The 19,265-nt window shown below is 72.8% G+C and carries 19 protein-coding genes; 7 read left to right on the plus strand and 12 right to left on the minus strand.

What is annotated here, in order from left to right; all coding sequences use genetic code 11:
• Positions 1–12 precede the first annotated feature (12 nt).
• The 3 genes from ACGFQC_RS10980 to pdhA are packed head-to-tail and all read right to left on the minus strand — an operon-like array spanning position 13 to position 3,550.
• Positions 13–1,413, minus strand: a complete 1,401-nt coding sequence (locus ACGFQC_RS10980; protein ID WP_363087660.1) for a dihydrolipoamide acetyltransferase family protein — start codon at positions 1,411–1,413, stop codon at positions 13–15.
• Complete coding sequence (locus ACGFQC_RS10985) at positions 1,413–2,417, minus strand: alpha-ketoacid dehydrogenase subunit beta (RefSeq protein ID WP_363087661.1); 1,005 nt, start codon at positions 2,415–2,417, stop codon at positions 1,413–1,415. Before ACGFQC_RS10985 ends, ACGFQC_RS10980 begins: the two co-directional genes overlap by 1 nt.
• Entirely contained in the window at positions 2,417–3,550 is a 1,134-nt protein-coding gene (pdhA, locus tag ACGFQC_RS10990) for a pyruvate dehydrogenase (acetyl-transferring) E1 component subunit alpha (RefSeq protein WP_363087662.1), read from the minus strand. Before pdhA ends, ACGFQC_RS10985 begins: the two co-directional genes overlap by 1 nt.
• A 175-nt stretch (positions 3,551–3,725) precedes the next feature.
• Here pdhA and ACGFQC_RS10995 point away from each other — a divergent pair, with 175 nt between their 5' ends.
• Positions 3,726–4,301, plus strand: coding sequence for an Lrp/AsnC family transcriptional regulator (locus tag ACGFQC_RS10995; RefSeq protein WP_393288059.1), 576 nt, complete (start codon positions 3,726–3,728; stop codon positions 4,299–4,301).
• A gap of 2 nt (positions 4,302–4,303) precedes the next feature.
• Here the strand turns inward: ACGFQC_RS10995 and ACGFQC_RS11000 are convergent, their stop codons facing one another.
• Positions 4,304–4,891, minus strand: coding sequence for a TetR/AcrR family transcriptional regulator (locus ACGFQC_RS11000; RefSeq protein ID WP_363087663.1), 588 nt, complete (start codon positions 4,889–4,891; stop codon positions 4,304–4,306).
• The gene (locus ACGFQC_RS11005; protein ID WP_363087664.1) at positions 4,888–6,402 is read right to left on the minus strand and encodes a 3-hydroxyacyl-CoA dehydrogenase; all 1,515 of its coding nucleotides are present in this window, start codon (positions 6,400–6,402) and stop codon (positions 4,888–4,890) included. Before ACGFQC_RS11005 ends, ACGFQC_RS11000 begins: the two co-directional genes overlap by 4 nt.
• Before the next feature lie 160 nt (positions 6,403–6,562).
• Between ACGFQC_RS11005 and paaN the strand changes: the two genes are divergently transcribed.
• The gene (gene paaN, locus ACGFQC_RS11010) at positions 6,563–8,254 is read left to right on the plus strand and encodes a phenylacetic acid degradation protein PaaN (RefSeq protein WP_363087665.1); all 1,692 of its coding nucleotides are present in this window, start codon (positions 6,563–6,565) and stop codon (positions 8,252–8,254) included.
• 15 nt (positions 8,255–8,269) lie between these two features.
• Here paaN and ACGFQC_RS11015 read toward each other — a convergent pair whose 3' ends face one another.
• Genes ACGFQC_RS11015 through ACGFQC_RS11025 form a run of 3 tightly spaced genes read right to left on the minus strand, consistent with a single transcriptional unit; the run spans position 8,270 to position 11,111 of the window.
• Positions 8,270–9,028 carry a TrmH family RNA methyltransferase gene (locus tag ACGFQC_RS11015; RefSeq protein ID WP_363087666.1) on the minus strand — a complete coding sequence of 253 codons (759 nt, stop codon included), beginning with the start codon at positions 9,026–9,028 and terminating at the stop codon, positions 8,270–8,272.
• Complete coding sequence (locus tag ACGFQC_RS11020; RefSeq protein WP_363087667.1) at positions 9,025–10,242, minus strand: HTTM domain-containing protein; 1,218 nt, start codon at positions 10,240–10,242, stop codon at positions 9,025–9,027. The genes ACGFQC_RS11015 and ACGFQC_RS11020 overlap by 4 nt, the downstream gene beginning before the upstream one ends.
• Complete coding sequence (locus ACGFQC_RS11025) at positions 10,239–11,111, minus strand: DUF5819 family protein (protein WP_363087668.1); 873 nt, start codon at positions 11,109–11,111, stop codon at positions 10,239–10,241. Before ACGFQC_RS11025 ends, ACGFQC_RS11020 begins: the two co-directional genes overlap by 4 nt.
• 395 nt (positions 11,112–11,506) lie before the next feature.
• On the opposite strand from ACGFQC_RS11025, the gene paaA reads away from it, so the two are divergent.
• Genes paaA through ACGFQC_RS11050 form a run of 5 tightly spaced genes read left to right on the plus strand, consistent with a single transcriptional unit; the run spans position 11,507 to position 15,126 of the window.
• Positions 11,507–12,547 (plus strand): 1,2-phenylacetyl-CoA epoxidase subunit PaaA, encoded by a 1,041-nt coding sequence (gene paaA, locus ACGFQC_RS11030; RefSeq protein ID WP_363087669.1) that lies wholly within the window; start codon positions 11,507–11,509, stop codon positions 12,545–12,547.
• Positions 12,544–12,831, plus strand: a complete 288-nt coding sequence (paaB, locus tag ACGFQC_RS11035) for a 1,2-phenylacetyl-CoA epoxidase subunit PaaB (RefSeq protein ID WP_363087670.1) — start codon at positions 12,544–12,546, stop codon at positions 12,829–12,831. Before paaA ends, paaB begins: the two co-directional genes overlap by 4 nt.
• Entirely contained in the window at positions 12,828–13,550 is a 723-nt protein-coding gene (paaC, locus tag ACGFQC_RS11040; protein ID WP_363087671.1) for a 1,2-phenylacetyl-CoA epoxidase subunit PaaC, read from the plus strand. Before paaB ends, paaC begins: the two co-directional genes overlap by 4 nt.
• Complete coding sequence (paaD, locus tag ACGFQC_RS11045) at positions 13,544–14,065, plus strand: 1,2-phenylacetyl-CoA epoxidase subunit PaaD (protein ID WP_363087672.1); 522 nt, start codon at positions 13,544–13,546, stop codon at positions 14,063–14,065. Before paaC ends, paaD begins: the two co-directional genes overlap by 7 nt.
• The gene (locus ACGFQC_RS11050; protein ID WP_363087673.1) at positions 14,065–15,126 is read left to right on the plus strand and encodes a 2Fe-2S iron-sulfur cluster-binding protein; all 1,062 of its coding nucleotides are present in this window, start codon (positions 14,065–14,067) and stop codon (positions 15,124–15,126) included. The genes paaD and ACGFQC_RS11050 overlap by 1 nt, the downstream gene beginning before the upstream one ends.
• 363 nt (positions 15,127–15,489) lie before the next feature.
• Here the strand turns inward: ACGFQC_RS11050 and ACGFQC_RS11055 are convergent, their stop codons facing one another.
• The 4 genes from ACGFQC_RS11055 to ACGFQC_RS11070 all read right to left on the minus strand — a co-directional run bounded on the left by ACGFQC_RS11055 (position 15,490) and on the right by ACGFQC_RS11070 (position 18,902).
• Positions 15,490–15,819, minus strand: a complete 330-nt coding sequence (locus tag ACGFQC_RS11055) for a rhodanese-like domain-containing protein (protein ID WP_363087721.1) — start codon at positions 15,817–15,819, stop codon at positions 15,490–15,492.
• Positions 15,820–16,113: 294 nt separating this feature from the next.
• On the minus strand, positions 16,114–16,929 hold the full coding sequence (locus ACGFQC_RS11060; RefSeq protein WP_393288061.1) for a J domain-containing protein: 816 nt from the start codon (positions 16,927–16,929) through the stop codon (positions 16,114–16,116).
• Between the two features lie 17 nt (positions 16,930–16,946).
• The gene (locus ACGFQC_RS11065) at positions 16,947–17,417 is read right to left on the minus strand and encodes a hypothetical protein (protein ID WP_363087675.1); all 471 of its coding nucleotides are present in this window, start codon (positions 17,415–17,417) and stop codon (positions 16,947–16,949) included.
• A 21-nt stretch (positions 17,418–17,438) separates the two neighbouring features.
• Complete coding sequence (locus ACGFQC_RS11070) at positions 17,439–18,902, minus strand: DUF2252 domain-containing protein (protein ID WP_393288122.1); 1,464 nt, start codon at positions 18,900–18,902, stop codon at positions 17,439–17,441.
• Positions 18,903–19,265 lie beyond the last annotated feature (363 nt).

The following is a 19,265-nucleotide window of genomic DNA, read 5'->3' on the forward strand; positions in this document are numbered from 1 at the left end:
GTGCCCATACGGTCACAGGGTGCGCAGCAGCACCGCCGGCTGCTCCACGCAGTCCGCCACATGACGCAGGAAGCCGCCCGCCGTGCCGCCGTCGCACACCCGGTGATCGAAGGTGAGCGAGAGCTGGACGACCTGACGCACGGCCAGTTCGCCCTCGTGCACCCAGGGCTTGGGGACGATGCGGCCGACACCGAGCATGGCGGCCTCGGGGTGGTTGATGATCGGCGTGGAGCCGTCGACGCCGAAGACGCCGTAATTGTTCAGCGTGAACGTGCCGCCGGTCAGATCGGCCGGTGTGAGGGTGCCGGTGCGGGCCGCCTCGGTGAGCCGGGCGAACTCCGCGCCGAGGCCCTCGGTGTCGCGGGCGTGCGCGTCGCGGACGACGGGCACCACGAGACCCCGCTCGGTCTGCGCGGCGAAGCCGAGGTGGACGTGGTCCAGGCGGACGACCTCCCTGGCTTCCTGGTCGACGGTGGAGTTGAGCTCCGGGAAGCGGGCCAGGGCCGCGGTGCAGATCCGGGCCAGGAGCGCCAGGAGGGAGATCTTCGGTCCCCCGGCCGCGTTCATCGCCGTACGGGCACGCAGCAGCTCGGTCGCGTCCGCGTCGACCCAGCAGGTCGCGTCGGGAATCTCGCGTCGGCTGCGGGAGAGCTTGTCGGCGACGGCCCCGCGGACGCCCTTGAGCGGGATGCGGGTGCCGGCCGTGGCCGCGGTGGGGACGGGGGTGACGACCGCCGTCTGTGGGGCCACGCGCGGGTGCGGCTCGGGAGTCGCCGTCGTGGTCCGGCGCGCGGCCGCGGCCCGCAGCGCGTACTCCACGTCGGCCCGCAGGATCAGGCCGTCGGGACCGGATCCGGTCAGCTCCCTCAGGTCGATGCCGTTCTCACGGGCCAGCCTGCGCACGAGGGGGGAGATCACGGCCACGGGGCCGTCCGCCGCCTCGGCGGTCCGTACTCCCCCGTTCGCCGAGGCCACCGTCGGCGCCACGGGCACGGGGGCGGGGGCCGGCCGGTCAGGCCGCACCCTGCGGCGGCGCGCGGGCGCCTCGGAGGTGCCGTACCCCACGAGGACGTTGCCCGAGCCCTGGCCGCCCGCGGCGGCCGACGCGCCCTGGGTGCCCCCGGTGACCGGGGCGTCAGGGTTGTCCGCCGGGCCGCCGGAGGCCGGTGCGCCCACGGCGACCGTGATCAGCGGAGCGCCGACGGGCAGTTCCGTACCCTCCTCGCCGAAGCGGGCGGTGACCACACCGCCGTAGGGGCAGGGCACCTCGACCATGGCCTTGGCCGTCTCGACCTCGACGACCGGCTGGTCGACGGCGACGACGTCACCGACCTCGACCAGCCAGCGGACGATCTCCGCCTCGGTGAGTCCCTCCCCGAGGTCGGGGAGCTTGAACTCCAGCACCTGTGCCATCAGCTCTCGGCCTCCCACTGCAGACGCGCCACGGCGTCCAGGATGCGGTCGACGCCGGGCAGGTGGTGGCGCTCCAGCATCGGCGGCGGGTAGGGGATGTCGAACCCGGCGACGCGCAGCACCGGTGCTTCCAGGTGGTGGAAGCAGCGCTCCGTGACGCGGGCCGCGATCTCCCCGCCCGGGCCTCCGAAGGAGCCCGATTCATGGACGACGACCGCCCGTCCGGTCCGCCGCACCGAGGCTGTGACCGTCTCGTCGTCGAACGGCACCAGGGAACGCAGGTCGACGACTTCGAGGTCCCAGCCCTCGGCCCGGGCCGCCTCGGCGGCTTCGAGGCACACGGGCACCGACGGCCCGTACGTGATGAGTGTGGCGCTCCGGCCCGAGCGCCGCACCACCGCGCGGCCGATGGGTTCAACGGCTGCCGGCTCCTCGGGGTTCCAGGAGTCCTTCGACCAGTACAGGCGCTTGGGTTCGAGGACGACGACCGGGTCGTCGGAGGCGATGGCGGCACGCAGCAGACCGTAGGCGTCGGCGACCGTGGCGGGCGTGACGACGTGCAGCCCGGGGGTGGCCATGTAGTAGGCCTCGGAGGAGTCGCTGTGGTGCTCGACGCCGCCGATGCCGCCGCCGTAGGGGACGCGGATCGTGACCGGCAGCGGCATGCGGCCGCGGGTGCGGTTGCGCATGCGGGCGACATGGCTGACGAGCTGCTCGAACGCCGGGTAGGCGAAGGCGTCGAACTGCATCTCCACGACCGGGCGGAGGCCGTACATGGCCATGCCGACCGCGGTGCCGAGGATGCCCGCCTCGGCCAGCGGGGTGTCCGTGCAACGGTCCTCGCCGAACTCCGCGGCGAGTCCGTCGGTGACCCGGAAGACGCCGCCGAGGGTGCCGACGTCCTCACCGAGGACGTGCACGGACGGGTCGGCGGCCATCGCGTCGCGCAGGGCGCGCGTGAGGGCCTGCGCCATGGTGGCGGGCTTGACGGCGACGGTGGTCATCAGTGCGTCCCTCCCTGCTCCGCCTCGATCTCGGCCTGCAGCAGGGCGCGCTGTTCACGAAGTTGCGTGGTGGGCTCGGCGTACACATGGGCGAAGAGGTCCATGGGGTCGAGCGGGGCGTCCTGGTTCATGCGGGCGCGCAGGCCGGCGGCCATGGTCTCGGCGGCGTCCCGGGCCGCCTGCTTCGTCTCCTCGTCGAGCAGCCCTCGCGCGGTCAGTTCGTGCTCCAGCAGGTCGATCGGGTCGTGCCCGCGCCAGGTCTCGACCTCGGCGTCGCCGCGGTAGCGGGTCGCGTCGTCGGCGTTGGTGTGGGCGTCCACGCGGTAGGTGATCGCCTCGACGAGCGTGGGACCGCCGCCCGCGCGCGCGTGCCGTACGGCGTCGGCGAGCACCTCGTGCACGGCGGCCGCGTCGTTGCCGTCGACCAGCCGGCCGGGCATGCCGTATCCGACGGCCTTGTGGGCCAGCGAGGGCGCGGCGGTCTGCTTGGCGAGCGGGACGGAGATCGCGAATCCGTTGTTCTGGACGAGGAAGACGACCGGCGCCCGCCAGACGGCCGCGAAGTTCAGCGCCTCGTGGAAGTCGCCCTCGCTGGTGCCGCCGTCACCGACCATGGCGAGCGCCACCACGTCGTCGCCCTTGAGGCGGGCGGCGTGCGCGAGGCCTACGGCGTGCGGGAGCTGCGTGGCGAGCGGGGTGCTCAGGGGGGCCACGCGGTGCTCGTACGGGTCGTAGCCGGTGTGCCAGTCGCCGCGCAGCAGCGTGAGGGCCTCCACCGGGTCCACGCCGCGGGCGACGACCGCGAGGGTGTCGCGGTAGCTGGGGAAGAGCCAGTCCTGCTCCTGGAGGACGAGGGCGGCTGCGACCTCGCAGGCCTCCTGGCCGGTGCTGGAGGGGTAGACGGCGAGACGGCCCTGCTTGGTCAGGGCGGTGGCCTGCGCGTTGTACCGACGGCCGCGCACCAGCTGGGCGTAGAGCCCGCGCAGCAGCTCCGGGTCGGCCTGCGCGGCCGCCTCGGTGCCGAGGACGCGGTACGGCTCCGCGTCGGGCAGCAGCGGCGCGGGGTCGGTGCGAGGCTGCCAGGCGGGCGGCGGTGTCGGCCGGTATCCGCCCCGCTGCTCCATGACCGTCATGACGGCACCTCCTCGTGGGAGTGGCTACGGGGGACGGGTCGGCTGTGACCCGCCTCACCTACCGATTGTTCGGTCGTCGGCACATTTTGGCTACAGGGCCCCCCAGGCTGTGGACAAACGGTTCTTCACAACCTGAGATGGGTGCAGGACGTCCACGGCGAAGAGGCGGGGGGACATGACAGCTGAACAAATGGCCGAGAGTGCCGAGAGTCCGGACGGCAACTCACCGCCGCGCGCTGAGACCACGGCCCCGCCGCGCGCGGAAGGCATGACCCCGCCCCGACCGCTCGACGCCAAGGCCCCGCCCCGACCGCTCGACGCCATCGATCAGGACATCCTCCAGATGCTCCAGGCGGACGGCCGCGCCTCGATACGGTCGGTCGCCGAGCGGGTCCACGTGTCACGTGCCAACGCCTACGCACGCATCAACCGGCTCATCGAGGACGGCGTGATCCGCGGCTTCGGCGCGCGCGTGGACCATGAGCGCGCGGGCCACGGAACGTCCGCCTACGTCACGCTGAAGATCGTCCAGAACTCCTGGCGCACGGTCCGCGAGCAGCTCAGGCAGCTGCCCGGCGCCTCCCACATCGCCCTGGTGGGCGGCGACTTCGACGTCCTGCTGCTGGTGCACACGCCCGACAACAGGTCGCTGCGCGAACTGGTGCTCACCCGCCTCCAGGCGATCCCGGAGGTGCTCAGCACGCGCACGCTGCTGGTGTTCGAGGAGGAGGACCTGGAGCCGCAGGGGTGACCTCAGGCCCGCAGCAGCCCTGAGAACACCAGCCGGGCGACCGCGTCGCCCACCTCGCGCTCGCCCATGCCCCGCCCGTCCGGGCGGTACCACTCGACGATCGAGTTGATCATGCCGAAGACGAGCCTGGTCGCGAGCCGCACCTCCACGTCACCGCGTACGTCCCCGTCGGCGGCGGCGGCCTTCAGCAGCGCGGCCACCCGGTGGTCGAAGTCGCGCCGCCGCTCCAGCGCCCACCGCTCGGTGGCGGTGTTGCCGCGCACCCGCAGCAGCAGCGTCACGTACGGCAGTTCGGAGATGAGCACCTCGACCATGCGCCGCACGACGTACTCCAGGCGCTCCACCGCACGTCCCACACGCGCGTGCTCCTCGTCGAGGATCGCGAAGAGGCCGTCCAGCGCCCGGCTCACCGCCCGCCGCAGCAGTTCCTCCTTGCCGCTGACGTGGTGGTATATCGACGACTTGGAGATGCCGGCCGCCTTGGAGAGGTGCTCCATGGAGGTACCGTCGTAGCCGCGCTCGATGAAGACCTGCACGGCGACCGAGAGCAGGGTCTCCGGGGTGTACGTGTCGCGCTTGGCCGTGGTCATGGGGTGCCCTCCCGCTTGTCGGCGGAGTGTCCGTGGCGGTAGAGCGCCAGAGAGGGCGCGTAGCGGCCGGAGGGCTCGCGCAGGTGCAGCTCCTCCAGGAGGTCGTGGGCCCAGACCCGGCCGAGCCTGCGGCTCCACTCGAAGGGGCCGAGCGGGTAGTTGACGCCCAGGCGCATCGCGGTGTCGACGTCCTCCTCGGTGGCGACGCCCTTGGCGACGGCGTCGTGCGCGAGGTCGACGATCCGCGCGACCGTACGGGCGACGATCATGCCGGGGACGTCGCCGATGACGCTGACGTCCTTGCCGAGTGCCTGGAAGAGGCCGATGGCCTCGGAGAGCGTCCGCGGGGGAGTGTCCTGGGAGGCGGACACGGCGATGCGGGTGGCCTTGCGGTAGTCCAGGGCGAGGTCGAAGTAGACGACGTCCCCGAACTCCACCGAGGTCTGGCCGTCGGCGAGGGCGAGCTGGCCGCCGCTCGGCAGCACCAGACGGGTGCCGCCGTCCTCGTCCTCCTCACGGACCTGGATGCCCGCCTCGCGGATCATCGCGAGCAGCTCAGAGGCGGGTCCCAGGTCACCCTCGGCGACCACGTACGCGGGCGGCCGGCGCTTCTCCGCGGTGTGCGGCTCGGCCCGCTCGGCGCCGTCACGGTGGTCGAACCAGCCCTGCCCGGTCTTGCGGCCCAGGCGGCCGGACTCGACCAGGCGGCGCTGGGAGAGCGAGGGGGCGAAGCGCACGTCCTGGAAGAAGGACTGCCACACGGAGTGCGTGACGGACTCGTTGACGTCCTGGCCGATCAGGTCGGTGAGTTCGAACGCCCCCATCCGGAAGCCGCCGGACTCGCGCAGGACCGCGTCGATGGTGGCCGGGTCGGCGCCCTGCGCCTCGTGGACCGCGAAGGCCTCGGCGTAGAAGGGCCGGGCGATGCGGTTGACGATGAAACCCGGGGTGTCGGCACAGGCGACGGGCGTCTTGCCCCAGGCGCGGGCGGTCTCGTACGCGCGCGTGGCCGACGAGACGTCGGTGGCGAACCCCGAGACGACCTCGACCAGCGGCAGCAGCGGAGCCGGGTTGAAGAAGTGCAGACCGACGAGACGGCCCGGGTTGCGCAGGGCGCCCGCGATGGCCGTCACCGACAGGGAGGAGGTGTTCGTGGCCAGCAGACAGTCCTCGCCGACCACGTCCTCCAGGGCGCGCATCAGCTCCTGCTTGACGTCCAGCCGCTCCAGGACGGCCTCCACGACCAGCGCGCAGTCCGCGAGTCCGGCGAGGCTGTCCACGGGTGTGAGGCGGGTGCGGGCGGCGTCCCGCTCGGCGGCGGTGAGACGGTCCTTCTCGACGAGCCGGTCGAGACGGGCACCGATCGCGGCGGCCGCTCCTCCCGCGCGCCCTGCGACGGCGTCGTACAGGCGCACCGGGTGGCCCGCGGTCAGCGCGACCTGGGCAATGCCCTGGCCCATGGTGCCGGTGCCGACGACGGCCACGGGGCTGCTGAGGTCGAGTGCTGTCATGTGCGCGATCCTCCCGCACGGGGTTTTCCACAGATGCGGCGGACCCCCTTGTCCCGACCGATCGTTCGGTTACTCTAACCCTGACTGCCCGTTCCTGTCCCTGTTTCCGTCCAGGTCCAGAGCTCGACGAAGAGTTCTCCAGACGAGGAGTTGGTCCCGCATGGCCGCCGAACTCACCGCTCACGCCTTGATCGCCAAGCACCGGCCCACCCTCGACCAGGCCCTGGAAGCGATCCGCACCCGCGCGTACTGGTCCCCGCACCCCGAGCACCCCAAGGCCTACGGCGCCGACGGCAGCCTGGACGCGGCGGCGGGCAAGGCTGCCTTCGACGGCGTCCTGGGCACCCGCCTCGACCTCGGCCAGCCCGGCACCGACGGCTGGGTGGGCGGCGAGGTCTCGCCGTACGGCATCGAGCTGGGCGTCGAGTACCCGCACGCGGACATCGACGAGCTGCTGCCCGCCATGAAGGCCGGTCAGCGCGCCTGGCGGGACGCGGGCGCGGAGATGCGCGCGGTGGTCTGCCTGGAGATCCTCAAGCGCGTCGGCGACCGGACCCACGAGTTCGCGCACGCGGTCATGCACACCTCCGGCCAGGCCTTCATGATGGCGTTCCAGGCGGGCGGCCCGCACGCGCAGGACCGCGGCCTGGAGGCGGTGGCGTACGCGTACGTGGAGCAGGTCCGCACGCCCGACACGGCGGAGTGGACCAAACCGCAGGGCAAGCGCGACCCGCTGGTGCTGACCAAGCAGTTCACGCCGGTGCCGCGCGGGATCGCCCTGGTGATCGGCTGCAACACCTTCCCGACGTGGAACGGCTATCCGGGCCTGTTCGCCTCCCTCGCCACCGGCAACGCGGTCCTGGTGAAGCCCCACCCGCGCGCGGTGCTGCCGCTCGCGCTGACCGTGGCCGTCGCGCGCGAGGTGCTCGCGGAAGCGGGCTTCGACCCGAACCTGGTGGCGCTCGCCGCCGAGCGGCCCGGCGAGGGCATCGCCAAGACCCTGGCCACCCGCCCCGAGATCAGGATCATCGACTACACCGGCTCGACCGCCTTCGGCGACTGGCTGGAGGCCAACGCCCGTCAGGCGCAGGTCTACACCGAGAAGGCCGGCGTCAACACGGTGCTCGTCGAGTCGGCCGCCGACTACAAGGGCATGCTGTCCAACCTGGCGTTCTCGCTGTCCCTGTACAGCGGCCAGATGTGCACCACCCCGCAGAACCTGCTGATCCCCCGTGACGGCATCCGTACCGACGAGGGGCCCAAGACCTACGACGAGGTCGTCGCCGACCTGGCCCGCGCGGTCGACGGCCTCCTCGGCGACGACGCGCGCGCGAACGCCCTGCTGGGCGCGATCGTCAACCCGGACGTGAAGGCCCGCCTGGAGGCCGCGGCCGGTCTCGGCGAGGTCGCCCTGGCCTCCCGCGAGGTGAGCAACCCCGAGTTCCCGGGTGCCGTCGTGCGCACGCCCGTGATCGTCAAGCTCGACGGGGCCAAGCCCGACGACGAGGCGGCCTGCATGAGCGAGTGCTTCGGACCGGTCTCCTTCGCCGTCGCGGTCGACTCGGCGGCGGACGCCGTCGAGCTGCTGCGGCGCACGGTCCGCGAGAAGGGCGCGATGACGGTCGGCGCGTACACGACCGACGAGGAGGTGGAACGGGCCGTCCAGGAGGTCTGCCTCGAGGAGGCGGCGCAGCTCTCGCTCAACCTCACCGGCGGGGTGTACGTCAACCAGACGGCCGCCTTCTCCGACTTCCACGGCTCGGGCGGCAACCCGGCGGCCAACGCCGCGCTCACCGACGGCGCGTTCGTGGCGAACCGCTTCCGCGTGGTCGAGGTCCGCCGGGAGGCCTGAGGACCCGCGCGGGGCCTACGCGCGCGGGGCGCCCCCGGTCGCGCTCCAGTGGTACAGCGTCATGGCCACGCTGGTCGCGAGGTTGTAGCTGGAGACCTGGGGGCGCATCGGCAGGGACAGCAGGTGGTCGGCCCGCGCGCGCAGCGCCCCGGACAGCCCGCTGCGCTCCGAACCGAAGGCGAGGACGGCGTCGTCCGGGAGCTCCACGCCCCGGATGTCCTCCCCTTCCGGGTCGAGCGCGAACACCGGCCCGGCCGGCAGCTCGTCGGCGGTCAGCCGCTCGACGGCGGTCGCGAAGTGCAGCCCGGCGCCGCCGCGCACCACGGTCGGGTGCCAGGGGTCGAGCGTGCCGGTGGTGACCACGCCGGTCGCCCCGAAACCGGCGGCCAGCCGGATCACGGCACCCGCGTTGCCGAGGTTGCGCGGATCGTCGAGGACCACGACGGGCGCAGGGCGGGGCGTGCGGGACAGTACCCGCAGATTGGCCTCGCGGGAGGGCCGTAGCGCCAGGGCGGCCACGGCGGTGGGATGCGGCCGCGGCACCAGCGAGGCGTAGACCGCCTCCGGCACCTCCGTCAGGAGCGCCTCCAGTGTCGCCCTCACGTCGGGGGCGAGATCTTCGGCGAGGGCGAGCGCCGCCCGCCGGTCCACGGCGACCGCCACCGGCACCTCGGCCCCGAAGCGCAGGGCGTGCTTCACGGCGTGGAAGCCGTCGAGCAGCACACAGCCGCCGGCGAGCCGGCGCCACCGGCCGAGCGGATCGGGATCGGTCATGCCGGGAAGCCTACGCGGCTGGGCTCGGCGTCCTCGGGCTCGTGCGCCCCCCGCTGCCCGGGCACCGCGGCACCGCGCCGAGGCAGCAACGCCTCCCACACGCGCGCGGCCCAGCCGCCCAGCCTCCGCAGGAACGACGTCGGCAGGAAGACCGCGTCCGTCGCGATCATCGCCAGGGAGAAGAACGGCAGCCCGAGGAGCACCGCGATCGCGGTGTGCTCGGCGATCATGACGACGAGCAGGACGTTCTTCACCCGCCGGTTGAACAGGGTGAACGGGAAGGCGACCTGCACGACGACCGTCCCGTACGTCACGAGCATCACCATGGTGCCGCTGGACGACAGCAGATCACCGAGCGCCGGCCAGGGGGAGAAGTAGTCCAGGTGCAGCGGGTAGTAGGCGGCGGTGCCGTCCTGCCAGCGCGAGCCCTGGATCTTGTACCAGCCGGCCGTCGCGTAGATCAGACAGGCCTCCGCCATGATCACCAGCAGGGCACCGTTGTGCAGGATGTCGGTGATCACGTCGAGCAGGATCCGGGGCTCCGCGGACGTCGCGAGGCGCGTGACGGCCCACCGCACGCCCAGCGCGGCCCACACCGTCCACAGGATCGCCGGCACGGTCCAGTCGCCGTCGAACCGGCCGCCCGCGGTCACCGTGACCAGCGCCACGCCGAACACGCTCCACAGGGCGGGCCCGAGCCGGTCGGTGACGCGCTCCCCCCGCGCGCGTGCCTCGGCCGCGCGCCGCTCCCGCCGCGCGTCCAGCGACCAGACCCGGCCGCAGCGCAGGAAGACCAGGTACATCGACATCAGGTGCAGGACGTTGTCGCCGCCGTCGCCCACGAAGACGCTGCGGTTCTGCAGCGAGAGCACGCCCACCATGAACAGCACCGACATGGTGCGGGTGCGCCAGCCCAGCAGCAACAGCAGGCTCGACAGGACCGACAGCGCGTACACCGCCTCGAACCAGCCCCGGCCGTCCGACCACATCAGGGCTGTGAAGGCGCCGTTGTCGTCGATCAGCCGCCGGGCCAGCTCCCAGCTCCACGGGCCGTCGGGACCGTACAGCTCCGCACGGTGGGGAAGCTCGCGCAGCAGGAACAACAGCCAGGTCAGGCTGAACCCGATGCGGACCACGGCGCTCTGGTACGGCCCGAGCGCCGACCCGGTGACGCGCGCGATCACGGCGGACACCGACAGGGAGAACCGGTTCACCGCGCGCCTCCCTCGGTGTCACCGGCGGCCAGTGGCCACCAGGGCAGCACCCGGTAGACCGGCTTCGACGAGACCTTGTCGGTGCTCCAGGAGGGCGCCGGCACGTTGGTGGTGCGGGAGCGGACCTGGACGCGTTCTATGGTGCCGCCCCGGCCGGCCGCCTCGCCGCGTTCCAGCCGCAGCACGACGATGTTGCGCAGGTAGGTCTCGGCGAGGGTGCCGCGCGGACCCGACGAGCGGTTGTCGGAGTCGTGCGAGCCGACGTAGAAGTCCCAGGATCGGCGCAGCTCGTTCTGCTGGGTGTGGCTCGGCACCAGGTTGCCGTCGATGCCCCGGCCGTCCTGGGCGGACAGGTCGAACCAGCCGGTGGTGCGCGCCGTGCCGTCGGCGGTGCGGACGTCGGCGCGGACCTGGACGGCGATGTTCTGCTGGAGCGGGTTGGGCGCGAAGAGCTTCCAGTTCTGCTCGAACTCCGGGTAGATGTATTCGTCGATCGCCTTGCCGTGCGCCTTGGTGACCGTGTTGGACGGCGCGACATGGAGGAACACCATGCCGACGTGGACACAGACGGCGACCGCGACGACGGCGACCGCCAAGGCGGCGACGACCTGGTAGCGCGGGGAGAGAGCGGCAACGCCGCCCCGTGGCTCGGGCCCGTCCGGGGGCCCCTCCTGCACGGCCCCGGGTCGGACGCCGGACAGGTCGTCCTGGGCGGCCTCGGTCCGGGCACCGGACAGGTCCCCCCCGGCGGCCTCGGTCCGGACACCGGACCGGCCACCCCGCACCCGCTGCTCCTCCGTCGACGCCCGCGGCCCTCGCGGCGCCTCGGCCTCCCGCGGGGGGCCGGCACCTCCGTCGTACGCGTTCATTCCGCCCCGTTCCCCGGTTCCGGTCCGTCTTGCGCCTGCTCGCCGGGCCACGGTGACCCGTTCGTACCCGTCGGCGCGTCCGTCCACGTCGACCCGCTCTCGCGCACCGCGTGCGCGAGCACGGGTCGGGACGGCCTTCGCACGGCCGTCGCACAGTCGTCGCACGGAACGGTACTCAGCCCGGCCCGTCCCGCGCAGCCCTCCCCCCGAGCGGGGCCGGCCCGGTACGCCGCGAGGCCCCGCCGCAGACGGGCCGCCCGAGTTTCCCCCGGGGACGCCGGCAGGTTGTCCACAGCGGTTGACACCTTACGACGGCCGTCTCACCATGGAATCGCACGGACCGAACGATCGGTCGGGAGAAGGCTCGGAGAGAGCCCGAGGTCGAGGGGGACCGCATGGCGACAGCAGCCGCGCACCAGACGGCCCGCACACAGCGGTACGGCGGCCGGGAAACCGCCGACGGCGAGCAGGACGCCCGGGAGCGCGCCTTCGACGCCGCGGTGGCCGCCGACGAACGCATCGAGCCACGCGACTGGATGCCCGACGCCTATCGCGCGACGCTGGTCCGCCAGATCGCCCAGCACGCCCACTCCGAGATCATCGGCATGCAGCCGGAAGCCAACTGGATCACGCGCGCGCCCTCCTTGCGCCGCAAGGCCATCCTCATGGCGAAGGTCCAGGACGAGGCGGGCCACGGTCTGTACCTCTACAGCGCCGCCGAAACGCTCGGCACGAGCCGCGAGGAACTGCTGGACAAGCTGCACACCGGCCGCCAGAAGTACTCCTCGATCTTCAACTACCCCACCCTGACCTGGGCCGACGTCGGCGCGATCGGCTGGCTGGTGGACGGCGCCGCGATCACCAACCAGGTCCCCCTGTGCCGCTGCTCCTACGGCCCGTACGCACGCGCGATGATCCGCGTCTGCAAGGAGGAGTCCTTCCACCAGCGCCAGGGATACGAACTGCTGCTGGCCCTCAGCCGCGGCACCCCCGAACAGCACGCGATGGCCCAGGACGCGGTGGACCGCTGGTGGTGGCCCTCACTGATGATGTTCGGCCCGCCCGACGACGAGTCCGCGCACTCCGCGCAGTCGATGGCCTGGAAGATCAAGAGGCACTCCAACGACGAACTGCGCCAGCGCTTCGTCGACATCTGCGTCCCGCAGGCCGAGTCACTGGGCCTCACCCTCCCCGACCCGGACCTGAAGTGGAACGAGGAGCGCGGCCACCACGACTTCGGCCCGATCGACTGGGCGGAATTCAAGGAAGTCCTCAAGGGCAACGGCCCGTGCAACGAGCAGCGGCTCACCCAGCGCACCCGGGCACACGAAGAGGGCGCCTGGGTCCGGGAGGCCGCCGCGGCCCACGCGGCCAAGCACAGCCGAGAAGACGACGAGAGCCGCGAGAGCCGTGGGACGGGAGCGAAGCAGGCATGACGAACACCGACTGGCCCCTGTGGGAGGTCTTCGTGCGCTCGCGCCGCGGCCTCTCCCACACCCACGCGGGCAGCCTGCACGCGCCGGACGCGGAGTTCGCCCTGCGCAACGCCCGCGACCTGTACACCCGGCGCGGCGAGGGCGTCTCGCTCTGGGTCGTGCCCTCCGCCGCGATCACCGCCTCCTCGCCGGACGAGAAGGACCCGTTCTTCGACCCGGCAGCCGACAAGGCGTACCGGCACCCGACCTTCTACGAGATCCCGGAGGGGGTGAAGCACCTGTGACCACGGCCGCGCACACGAACACCGCCGCTCTCGCCCTCGGCGACGACGCTCTGGTGCTCTCCCACCGTCTGGGGGAGTGGATGGGCCACGCGCCCGCGCTGGAGGAGGAGGTCGCTCTCGCCAACATCGCCCTCGACCTGCTGGGCCAGGCCCGCATCCTGCTGTCGATGGCCGGCGACGAGGACGAACTGGCCTACCTCCGCGAGGAACGCGCCTTCCGCAACCTCCAGTTGGTGGAGCAGCCCAACGGCGACTTCGCCCACACCATCGCCCGCCAGCTGTACTTCTCCACCTACCAGCACCTGCTCTACGACCGACTGGCCGCCAAGGACGGGCCGTTCGCGGGGCTCGCGGCCAAGGCCGTCAAGGAGGTCGCCTACCACCGCGACCACGCCGAGCAGTGGACCCTGCGCCTCGGCGACGGCACCGAGGTCAGCCACGAGCGGATGCGGCGGGCCTGCGACGCCCTGTGGCGGTTCACCGGCGAGATGTTCCAGCCGGTGGACGGCGTCGACACCGGCCCGGCCGACCTGGAGACCATCTGGCTGGAGTCGGTCAAAGCCGTGCTGCGCCGGGCCGGACTGGAGCTGCCCGAGGGGCCGCGGACCGGAGCATGGCGCGCGGGCGCGGGCCGTCAGGGCCTGCACACGGAGCCCTTCGGACGGATGCTCGCCGAGATGCAGCACCTGCACCGCAGCCACCCGGGGGCGTCATGGTGACCCTCACCCCCCTGGAGGCGGAACTCCTCGCGGTCGCCGGTTCGGTGCCCGACCCCGAGCTGCCCGTGCTCACCCTCCAGGAGCTGGGCGTCCTGCGCGCGGTCCATGTGCGCGACACGGACGCCGTCGAGGTCGAACTGACCCCGACCTACACCGGCTGCCCGGCCGTGGAGGCGATGTCCACGGACATCGAGCGGGCGCTGCGCGACCACGGCGTCCGCGAGGTCACCGTGCGCACGGTCCTCACCCCCGCCTGGTCGACGGACGACATCTCCGCCGAAGGCCGTCGCAAACTGCGGGAGTTCGGCATCGCGCCGCCGCGCGCGCAGCGCACGGCCGGACCGGTCGGCCTCACCCTCGGACCGACCCGCACCTTTGAGCAGGACCCGGTCCGCTGCCCCCACTGCGGCTCTGCCGACACCGAACTGCTCAGCCGTTTCTCCTCCACCGCCTGCAAGGCGCTGCGGCGCTGTCTGGCCTGCCGTGAACCCTTCGACCACTTCAAGGAGTTGTGATGGCCCGCTTCCACCCGCTCCCCGTGGCCGCGGTGGACCGGCTCACCGACGACTCCGTGGCCCTGACCCTCACCGTCCCCGCCGCACTGCGCGAGGAGTACCGGCACGCGCCGGGCCAGCACCTCGCCCTGCGGCGCAGGGCCGACGGGACCGAGATCCGGCGGACGTACTCGATCTGCTCACTCGCGCCGGAGCCCGGCGGTGAGGGCCCTCGCACCTTGCGGGTGGGCGTGCGGCTGGTAGAGGGCGGCGCCTTCTCGACCTACGCGCTCAAGGAGATCAACGTCGGGGACGAACTGGAGGTGATGACACCGGCGGGCCGGTTCACCCTCGATCCCGCACCCGGTCTGTACGCGGCGATCGTGGGCGGCAGCGGCATCACCCCGGTGCTGTCGATCGTCTCCACCCTGCTGGCCCGCCAGCCCGAGGCCCGGTTCTGCCTGATACGCAGCGACCGTACGGCAGCGTCGACGATGTTCCTGGAGGAGGTCGCCGACCTCAAGGACCGCTATCCGCAGCGGATGCACCTGGTCACCGTGCTCTCCCGGGAGGAGCAGCAGGCCGGGTTGCCGTCCGGGCGGCTGGACCGGGAACGGCTGACCGGGCTGCTGCCGGCGCTGCTGCCCGTGGCGGACGTGGCGGGCTGGTTCCTGTGCGGGCCGTTCGGCCTGGTGCAGGGCGCGGAGCGGGCCCTGCGAGAGCTCGGCGTCGCCCGCGCCCGCATCCACGAGGAGATCTTCCACGTGGACGTCACAGCCCCCGCGTCCACCACCCCCGCCCCGGCGCACAGCACGGTCACCGCCCGCCTCGACGGCCGCGGCGGCAGCTGGGCCGTGGCGGACGGCGAGTCGGTCCTGGAGACGGTGCTGCGCAACCGGCCCGACGCGCCCTACGCCTGCAAGGGCGGGGTGTGCGGAACCTGCCGGGCCTTCCTCGTCGCCGGCGAGGTGCGTATGGACCGCAACTTCGCGCTGGAACCGGAGGAGACCGAGGCCGGCTACGTACTGGCGTGCCAGTCGCATCCCCTCACCGAGGCGGTGGAGGTGGACTTCGACCGGTGAGCCGGGAAGGACACGGCGACGGCCGGTGCACGGCGCCCGGCCGTTCCCGTTCCCTTCTTCCAGAACCCACCCTGTCCTGACGGTACGTCAGATCGGCTGACGCGTCGGAGAAACAGGCCGTGGCCTTCGGCTTTCCCGAGGAGCAGCGGGCGGCGGTCGGGGCCGCGCGAGGCGTCTTCGCCGACGTCGGCCGTCCGCTGCACCGCCACCACGCGTGGGCCACACACGCGGAAAGCTCTCCCCGGAGCCCGCGGTGGCGCACGAGGAGGCCCTGGGCGACCTGCCGGCCGCCCACGCCCTCGGCCGACCTCCACCCGCTCACCGCCACACGGACCCGCAGATCCAGCCCGTGCGGCTGCGGGACTACAGAACGAAGCCGGGCTGCCCGTCGTCGGTGACGACCGGGCGGCCCACGGCCGACCAGTGCTGCATGCCGCCGTCCACGTTCACCGCGTCGACGCCCTGCTGCGCGAGGTACATGGTGACCTGGGCGGAACGGCCACCGGAGCGGCAGATCACATGGACCCGCCCGTCCTGCGGAGCCGCCTCGGTCAGCTCGCCGTAACGCGCGACGAACTCGCTGATGGGAATGTGCAGTGCCCCTTCGGCATGGCCCGCCTTCCACTCGTCGTCCTCCCGGACGTCCAGCAGGAAGTCGCCGTCCTTGAGGTCCTCGACCCCGACCGTGGGCACACCAGCTCCGAAACTCATGCCCCCGACGCTACCGGACGCCCCGCACCCACCGTCGGCCCCGCCGCAGGTCCGATGCCCCGCGCCCACCGACGGCCCCGCCGCCGGGCTCCGCCCCGGGACCGCGCCGGACACCCGGCGGCCGAGCCCCTCCGCCGAACGGCAGGTCAGAGCGGAGGCCCCGAAGGGCAACCCCAGACCGCCGGCCCCGGACCGACAGAACCGGACCGCCAGTCCCGCCGCCGAACGACAGGGCCGGCTGCGGACCCGAATCGCCACCCCCGAACCGGATGCCCCTCAGCCCGTCAGCTCCGCCAGCTCGGTCTCCCGCTTCGCCACCTCGGCCAGGAGCTGCTCGGCGATCTCCTCCAGAAGCCGGTCGGGGTCGTCCGGCGCCATCCGGAGCATCGCGCCGATCGCGCCCTCCTCCAGCTCCCGGGCCACCAGCGCCAGCATCTCCTTGCGCTCGGCGAGCCACTCCAGCCGGGCGTACAGCTCCTCGCTGGGGCTCGGCCGCCGCTCCTCGAGGGCCGGACCGGCCGCCCACTCCTCGGCCAGCTCCCGCAGCGCGGCCTCGTCGCCCCGGGCGTAGGCGGCGTTGACCCGCGTGATGAACTCCTCACGCCGCGCCCGCTCCGCATCCTCCTGTGCCAGGTCGGGATGGGCCTTGCGGGCCAGCTCCCGGTAGAGCTTGCGGGCCTCGTCGCTGGGCCGCACCCGCTGCGGCGGCCGCACCGACTGGTCCGTGAGCATGGCCTCGGCCTCCGGGAACAGCCCGTTGCCGTCCATCCAACCGTGGAACAGCTCCTCGACCCCGGGCATCGGCATGACCCGGGCCCGCGCCTCGTCCGCCTTGCGCAGGTCCTCCGGATCACCGGTGCGGGCGGCCGTGGCCTCGGCGATCTGCGCCTCGAGCTCATCGAGCCGGGCGTACATCGGACCGAGTTTCTGGTGGTGGAGCCGCGAGAAGTTCTCGACCTCGACGCGGAAGGTCTCCACCGCGATCTCGAACTCGATCAGCGCCTGCTCAGCGGCCCGCACGGCTTTCTCGAGCCGCTCCTCGGGCCGCGACTGCTCAGCTTCGGGGGTCGTCACCCGACCAGCGTAGGCCACCCCTGAGGGGGACCCCCTCAGTCCCGGTGCTCCGGGCAGTCCGCCGCCACCCACTCCGCCTCCAGATCCCGGCAGACCACGAGGAGCGTGCCGGGGCGGCAGGCCAGTTCATGGGTGCAACCGCCGGGGTGCGGGAGGATCTCGTCGAGCATCACCGCGCCGACGTCGTCGAGAGCGCAGACGTCGAGGACGTCGGCCTGGAAAAGAGAGACGCCCGTGTAGCGGACGACGAGGTCCTCGTCGTGCTTCCAGCAGTTGTGCCCGAAGCGGATCTCCAGGTCCTCCTCTCCCGCCCGGCGGGCCTCCACCGGCAGGAGATCCTTCACGCACCGCCTGGCCGAGAAGTCGTAGTGATCCGGATCGGTGGCGAACGCGCGCGCCCCGGGAGGCAGTTGCCCGCCCAGCACCGGCAACCGCTCCAGGTACGGCCTCGGATCGAGGACCCCGAAGAGGTCACCGACCCGGCCGTCCAGCTCGACGTACTTCACCGAACGCCCCTCATGCCGCGCTCACACCCCCGTCTCCGCCGCGATCCTCCCCGCCCGTACCGCCGTCACCAAGTCCGCGTGATCCGCCTCCGTGCGGTCGGCGTAGGCCACCGCGAAGGCGGCCATCGCCTCGTCCAGTTCCTCGTTCTTGCCGCAGTAGCCGGCGATGAGTCGCGGGTCGGCACTGTGCGAGTGGGCACGGGCCAGCAGGGCGCCGGTCATGCGGCCGTAGTCGTCGACCTCGTCGGCGGCGAGAGCGGCGGGGTCCACACTGCCCTTGCGATTGCGGAACTGCCGGACCTGGAAGGGCCGGCCCTCGACCGTGGTCCAGCCCAGCAGGGAGTCGCTGACCACCTGCATGCGCTTCTGCCCGAGGACCACCCGCCGCCCCTCGTGCTCGACGGCCGAAGGCTCGAAACCGGCGCTCGCCAGGTGCGGCACCAGCACCGAGCGCCGCGCCTCCTTCACCTGGAGCACGAGCGGCTCGCCCCGGTGGTCCAGCAGCAGGACGACGTAGGACCGGGTGCCCACGCTGCCCGTGCCGACGATGCGGAAGGCGACGTCGTGCACCGCGTGCCGGGCCAGCAGGGGCAGCCGGTCCTCCGGCAGCGTGGTCACGTACTGCTCGAGGGACACGGCCACCGCAGCGGCCTCCGCGTCGGGGACGCGCCGCAGCACCGGTGCCGCGTCGACGAAGCGGCGCCCGCCCTGCGGGGACGACTCGGTCGACTTCGCGGCGAACCGCCCGCTCGTGTTGGCCCGCGCCTTCTCCGAGACCCGCTCCAGCGTGCCCAGCAGGTCGCGGGCGTCGGCGTGCGAGACGAGTTCCTCGTCGGCGATGGCGTTCCACGCGTCCAGCACCGGAAGCCGAGCCAGCAGGCGCATGGTGCGGCGGTAGGCGCCGGCCGTGTCGTACGCCGCCCGGCGGCAGGTGTCCTCGTCGGCGCCGGCCTCCCGGCCCGCGAGCACCAGGGACACGGCCAGCCGCTTGAGGTCCCACTCCCAAGGGCCGTCGACCGTCTCGTCGAAGTCGTTCAGGTCGATGACCAGGCCGCCGCGGGCGTCGCCGTACAGCCCGAAGTTGGCGGCGTGCGCGTCGCCGCAGATCTGCGCCGTGACGCGGGTCATCGGGGTGCGGGCCAGATCATGGGCCATGAGGCCCGCCGAACCCCGCAGGAACGCGAACGGTGTGGCAGCCATCCGCCCCACCCGGATAGGTGTGAGTTCGGGAAGGCGACCCCGGCTGGACTCCTCGACCGCGGTCACCGCGTCGGGGCGGGAGGGGTCCAGGTCGAGCCCGGCGTGTGCCGCGCGCGGCACCCGGCGGCGCAGGGCCTTGCCCTCCTCCTTCGGCGAACCCGCGGCGGGCCACTCGGCGAACCCCCGTGGCCGGGGAAGGCGCGAACCCTCGCCCCGGATCGCCCGCGCACCCTCGACCGCGCCCTCGTCCGCACCCGCGCCCACCCCGGCACCGACCTCTGTCACCACGACCGCCTCCCCCGCACCCGGACGAACAACAACTGCTGCAGACCGTACCGCCGACAGCCGAAACCCGTCCGAGGCTGTGGACAACCATCCCGGCACCGCCCCGCCCGCACGCGACACCGTCCCTCCCACCCGCGCAGGACGCCCCTCGACCACGACCACCCGCCCCGTCCGCCAGGTCCACCCTGTCCGCGCCTGCTCGCTCTGCCCTGCCCCCGTGAGATACCTCACGCGCGCGAGCTGCATCCACGCATCCGGACCCCCTCGCCTGCACGCGTCCGGACCTCCCTGCCCCTGCGTCCACGCATGCCGCACACATCCACGCCCCCGGACACGCGAAAGCCCCGCAGATCCGAAGACCTA

The sequence above is a fragment of the Streptomyces sp. NPDC048734 genome (genome assembly GCF_043198675.1).
Classification (GTDB): domain Bacteria; phylum Actinomycetota; class Actinomycetes; order Streptomycetales; family Streptomycetaceae; genus Streptomyces.

Excerpts from the sequence above, each read along its gene's own strand:
- ACGFQC_RS10985 (WP_363087661.1), bottom strand. The coding sequence starts at position 2,417 with ATGACCACCGTCGCCGTCAAGCCCGCCACCATGGCGCAGGCCCTCACG.
- pdhA (WP_363087662.1), bottom strand. The coding sequence starts at position 3,550 with ATGACGGTCATGGAGCAGCGGGGCGGATACCGGCCGACACCGCCGCCC.
- ACGFQC_RS11015 (WP_363087666.1), bottom strand. The coding sequence starts at position 9,028 with ATGACCGATCCCGATCCGCTCGGCCGGTGGCGCCGGCTCGCCGGCGGC.
- ACGFQC_RS10980 (WP_363087660.1), bottom strand. The coding sequence starts at position 1,413 with ATGGCACAGGTGCTGGAGTTCAAGCTCCCCGACCTCGGGGAGGGACTC.
- paaB (WP_363087670.1), top strand. The coding sequence starts at position 12,544 with ATGACGAACACCGACTGGCCCCTGTGGGAGGTCTTCGTGCGCTCGCGC.
- ACGFQC_RS11005 (WP_363087664.1), bottom strand. The coding sequence starts at position 6,402 with ATGACAGCACTCGACCTCAGCAGCCCCGTGGCCGTCGTCGGCACCGGC.
- paaA (WP_363087669.1), top strand. The coding sequence starts at position 11,507 with ATGGCGACAGCAGCCGCGCACCAGACGGCCCGCACACAGCGGTACGGC.
- ACGFQC_RS11025 (WP_363087668.1), bottom strand. The coding sequence starts at position 11,111 with ATGAACGCGTACGACGGAGGTGCCGGCCCCCCGCGGGAGGCCGAGGCG.
- paaN (WP_363087665.1), top strand. The coding sequence starts at position 6,563 with ATGGCCGCCGAACTCACCGCTCACGCCTTGATCGCCAAGCACCGGCCC.
- ACGFQC_RS11050 (WP_363087673.1), top strand. The coding sequence starts at position 14,065 with ATGGCCCGCTTCCACCCGCTCCCCGTGGCCGCGGTGGACCGGCTCACC.
- ACGFQC_RS11000 (WP_363087663.1), bottom strand. The coding sequence starts at position 4,891 with ATGACCACGGCCAAGCGCGACACGTACACCCCGGAGACCCTGCTCTCG.
- paaD (WP_363087672.1), top strand. The coding sequence starts at position 13,544 with ATGGTGACCCTCACCCCCCTGGAGGCGGAACTCCTCGCGGTCGCCGGT.
- ACGFQC_RS10995 (WP_393288059.1), top strand. The coding sequence starts at position 3,726 with ATGACAGCTGAACAAATGGCCGAGAGTGCCGAGAGTCCGGACGGCAAC.